Below are 4,443 nucleotides of genomic sequence, written 5' to 3' on the forward strand. Positions count from 1 at the left end.
CGAGATGCTGGCCGACGAACCTGAGCGCCCTCGGGAGCACCTTGCGCCAGTAGGTCGCGTCGTGGCCACCCGGCTCGATCTCCGCGATCGGCGGTCTGAGCTTCTCGGCCAGGTCCCGGGCGCCGTCGACGAACGGGTCGGACTCGCCGCACCAGAGGCCGACCGGCACGCCCGTGTACGCGGGCACGTTCTGCAGCGGGTCGGTGTCGCGCCACCGCTGCTCGTTCGCGAACGCGTCCCGGTTGGCCGCCTCCGACCAGCTGAGGAACAACGCCGGGCTGATCGCCGCGGCAACCGGCTTGTTGGGGTTGGCCGCGTAGTTCAGCGCGCCGTAGCCACCCATCGAGATGCCGAGCACCGCGAACGGGTTGGTCGCGAGACCGCGCTCGCCGAGCCACTTCGGCATGTCGTCGGTGAGCATCAGCTGCGGGTCGTCCTCGGGCTGCCTGGCTACCCAGTACGAGTCACCGCCGTCCACGGCCACCACGGCGAACGGGGAGCCACCCTGGGAGTTGACGAGCGAGCTCAGCATGTCGGGCAGGCCCAGGTCCAGGAACATCCGCGCGTTCTCCCCCCGGCCGTGCAGCGCCAGGCAGACCGGCAGGTCCGGCTCCGCCCCCTCGGGGCGGATGACGATGAGCTCGATCTCGGTCCGGCGGGCCATCGACCGGACGCGTTCGATCGTCACCGGCCTCGGCAGGGCCGACGCGCTCGCCGCCGACAACGTGCCGGAGGCGGAGCTGGATCGGACCGTTCGGGCGGGATCGTCGGCTTGCTCCGAGGCGCAGCCCGCGGCCGCGAGGCCCAGGCCGACGGCCCCGAGCAGGACGTCCCGCCGCGAACGGCGAAGGTCGCCTGCAGCCACGTCTCACCCCAGGTGTGGTCGATCGGTCGAGAGGGCCCCGAGACTAGCGAACGGGCACCCTTTATGGGACCGAGACCGAAACTTTCCCAAATTCTTTGACAGGTACCTGTCAACCTGCCAGGGTGACCGCATGACCGCCCTGACCGAGCGCGGCCTGGAGTTCTCCCAGCTGCTGGTCGAGGTCTTCCGGGTGAACGGCCTGCTCCTGGCCGCCGGAGACCGTCTGGCCCGTCCCGCCGAGCTGACCAGCGCACGCTGGCAGGTGCTCGGCGTCGTCGACCACGAACCCGCGACGGCGGCACAGGTCGCCCGGATCATGGGGCTGACCAGGCAGAGCGTGCAGCAGACCGCGAACGCCCTGGCCAAGGACCGGATGATCGAGTTCCTGGACAACCCGCGCGACCGGCGGGCGCGCCTGATCGCGCTCACCGACCGCGGCCGGACCGCACTGCGCCAGGTGGAGCTGCGCCAGGCGGCATGGGCGAACCAGGTCGCCGACCGCCTCTCGGTCGCCGACCTGCGTGCCGCCACCGGAACCCTGCACGACCTCGGCGACCTGCTGGCAGTGCCGCCACCCCGGAACTAACCCTGTTGGTGGGCTTGGGCTGTCATGGTGCGGGTCATGCACGTACTTGTGGCTGGGGTGACGGTTGCGGAGGTGGAGGCGTTATTCAGTCCTCTTACTCCTCGTCGTCGGGGCGGGGAGCGCGGTAAGGGTCGGGTTCGCCGGCGGGCTGGGCGCCGCCCGCGAGGCGGGCGACCTCGGCGTCGGCCGCCTGGGCGCGGGCCAGCAGCTCGTCGATGTGCTTCGCGTCCTCGGGGACGGTGTCCGCGACGAAGGTGAGCGTCGGGGTGAAGCGAACGCCGGTGCCGGCGCCGACCCGGGAGCGCAGCACGCCCTTGGCCGACTCGAGGGCGGCCGCGGCGCCCTGGGTGTCCGGTTCGGCGTCGAGCTTGTCGCCGAGCACGGTGTAGTACAGAGTCGCGTCGTGCAGGTCCGCCGTCACCTTGGCGTCGGTGATCGTCACCCGCGCCAGGCGGGGGTCCTTCACCTCGTGCTCCAACGCGGACGCGACGATCTGCGCGATCCGCTTGGCGAGCTTGCGGGCGCGTGGTGCGTCAGCCACGACGATCCTTTCTCCGAAACTCTGGTGTGAGGTCAGTCGTCCTCGGGGCCGAGCCAGCGGCGGCGGGCCGAGATCAGGTCCAGCTCCGGACGACCGGCGACCAGCCGCTCGCACGCGTCCAGCACCTCCCGGACGTGCCCGGCGTCGGCCGCGACAGCGGCTACCCCGATCAGCGACCGGCGATGCTTGTCCAGGTGACCGGCCTCGGCAACGGTCACCTCGAACCGGCGGCGCAGCTCGGCGATCACCGGGCGCACCGCGGAGCGTTTCTCCTTCAAGGAGCGGATGTCACCGAGCAGGATGTCCAGCTCGAGAGCCCCCACGTACAACGGGCATCACTTTCCACGAATAAGCGCGGTTGCCGCGCCCCGACCCCGGGGCGCGGCAACCGACCTGATGACTCACTCGCGCGGCTTCTCGCGCAGTTCGTAGGTCTCGATGATGTCGTCGATCCTGAGATCACCGTACGAACCGAGCGTCAGACCGCACTCGAAGCCCTCGCGGACCTCGACCGCGTCGTCCTTGAACCGCCGCAGCGAACTGACCGGCAGGCTGTCGTGGACGACCACGCCGTCGCGGATCAGCCTGGCCTTGGCGTTGCGCCGGATCTCGCCGGAGAGCACCATGCAGCCCGCGATCGTGCCGACCTTGGAGGACTTGAACACCTCGCGCACCTCGGCGCGCCCGAGCTCGACCTCTTCGTAGACCGGCTTGAGCATGCCCTTGAGGGCCTGCTCGATCTCGTCGATCGCCTGGTAGATGACCGAGTAGTAGCGGACGTCGATGCCCTCGCGGTTGGCCTGCTCGGTGACCTTGCCCTCGGCGCGGACGTTGAACCCGAGGATGATCGCCTCGGACGCGATCGCCAGGTCCACGTTGGCCTTGGTGATGCCACCGACACCGCGGTCGATCACCCGCAGCTCGACCTCCTCGCCCACGTCGATCTTCGTGAGCGCGTCCTCCAGTGCCTCGACGGTACCGGAGTTGTCGCCCTTGATGATCAGGTTGAGCTGGCTGGTCTCCTTGAGCGCGGAGTCCAGGTCCTCGAGGCTGATCCGCTTGCGCCGCTGGGCGTTGGCCGCGTTGCGCATGCGGGCCGCCCGGCGTTCGGCGATCTGCCTGGCCGTGCGGTCCTCCTCGACGACCAGGAACGTGTCGCCCGCGCCCGGGACCGAGGTGAACCCGATGACCTGCACCGGCCGCGACGGGAACGCCTCGATGACGTCCTCGTTGAACTCGTCGACCATCCGGCGCACACGACCGTAGGCGTCGCCGGCGACGATCGAGTCGCCGACCCGCAGCGTGCCGCGCTGGACCAGCACCGTGGCGACCGGGCCGCGACCGCGGTCCAGGTGCGCCTCGATGGCCACGCCCTGCGCCTCCATCTCCGGGTTGGCCCGCAGGTCGAGCGCCGCGTCCGCGGTGAGCACGACCGCCTCGAGCAGCCCGTCGATGTTGATGGCCTGCCGCGCCGAGATGTCGACGAACATGGTGTCGCCGCCGTACTCCTCGGCGACCAGCCCGTACTCGGTCAGCTGCTGGCGCACCTTCTGCGGGTTCGCGCCCTCCTTGTCGATCTTGTTCACCGCCACCACGATCGGCAGGCCGGCGGCCTGCGCGTGGTTGATGGCCTCCACCGTCTGCGGCATGACGCCGTCGTCGGCGGCGACCACGATGATCGCGATGTCCGTGGAGTTCGCACCACGGGCACGCATGGCGGTGAACGCCTCGTGACCCGGGGTGTCGATGAAGGTGATCAGCCGCCCGTTGCCGTCGACCTCGACCGCGACCTGGTAGGCACCGATGTGCTGCGTGATGCCACCGGCCTCGCCCTCGTGCACGGTCGTCTTGCGGATGGTGTCGAGCAGTCGGGTCTTACCGTGGTCGACGTGACCCATGACGGTCACAACCGGCGGCCTGGCCTGGAGCTCCTCCTCGCCACCGGCGTCCTCGCCGTAGGAGATGTCGAAGGAGTCCAGCAGCTCGCGGTCCTCCTCCTCCGGGCTGACCACCTGCACCCGGTAGTTCATCTCGGTGCCGAGCAGCTCGAGCACGTCGTCGGAGACCGACTGGGTCGCCGTGACCATCTCGCCGAGGTGGAACAGCACCTGCACCAGCGAGGCCGGGTTGGCGTTGATCTTCTCCGCGAAGTCGGTCAGCGAGGCACCGCGCGGCAGCCGGATCGACTCCCCGTTGCCCTTGGGCAGGCGAACACCGCCGACGCTGGGCGCCTGCATGTTCTCCATGTACTCCTGGCGCTTCTGCCGCTTCGACTTGCGACCGCGCCGCGAGGGGCCGCCGGGCCGGCCGAAGGCACCCGCGGCACCGCCGCGACCACCACCGGCACCGGGACGGCCACCGCCGCCACCGCCGCGGAAGCCACCGCCGGCCGGGGCACCGCCACCGCCGCCGCCACCGGGACCACCGCGGTAGCCACCGCCACCGCCACCG

At 70.5% G+C, this 4,443-nt stretch carries 5 protein-coding genes; 1 reads left to right on the forward strand and 4 read right to left on the reverse strand.

The genetic code is table 11. From position 1 onward, the window contains the following. The coding region (locus BU204_RS37160) for an alpha/beta hydrolase (RefSeq protein ID WP_075130482.1) at window positions 1–865 on the reverse strand (865 nt) is incomplete at its 3' end. A gap of 130 nt (window positions 866–995) precedes the next feature. On the opposite strand from BU204_RS37160, the gene BU204_RS37165 reads away from it, so the two are divergent. Beyond that, window positions 996–1,451: a MarR family winged helix-turn-helix transcriptional regulator gene (locus tag BU204_RS37165; protein WP_075130483.1), complete on the forward strand. Its 456-nt coding sequence runs from the start codon at window positions 996–998 to the stop codon at window positions 1,449–1,451. Between the two features lie 94 nt (window positions 1,452–1,545). Here BU204_RS37165 and rbfA read toward each other — a convergent pair whose 3' ends face one another. From rbfA to infB, 3 genes are all read right to left on the reverse strand, one after another. Then, complete coding sequence (rbfA, locus tag BU204_RS37170) at window positions 1,546–1,992, reverse strand: 30S ribosome-binding factor RbfA (RefSeq protein WP_075130484.1); 447 nt, start codon at window positions 1,990–1,992, stop codon at window positions 1,546–1,548. A 32-nt stretch (window positions 1,993–2,024) separates the two neighbouring features. Continuing rightward, window positions 2,025–2,321 carry a DUF503 domain-containing protein gene (locus BU204_RS37175; protein WP_075130485.1) on the reverse strand — a complete coding sequence of 99 codons (297 nt, stop codon included), beginning with the start codon at window positions 2,319–2,321 and terminating at the stop codon, window positions 2,025–2,027. 72 nt (window positions 2,322–2,393) lie between these two features. Further along, window positions 2,394–4,443, reverse strand: a 2,050-nt coding sequence (gene infB / locus BU204_RS37180) for a translation initiation factor IF-2 (protein WP_075130486.1), incomplete at its 5' end; no start/stop codon positions are given.

The sequence above is a fragment of the Actinophytocola xanthii genome, assembly GCF_001921205.1.
Lineage (GTDB): Bacteria > Actinomycetota > Actinomycetes > Mycobacteriales > Pseudonocardiaceae > Actinophytocola > Actinophytocola xanthii.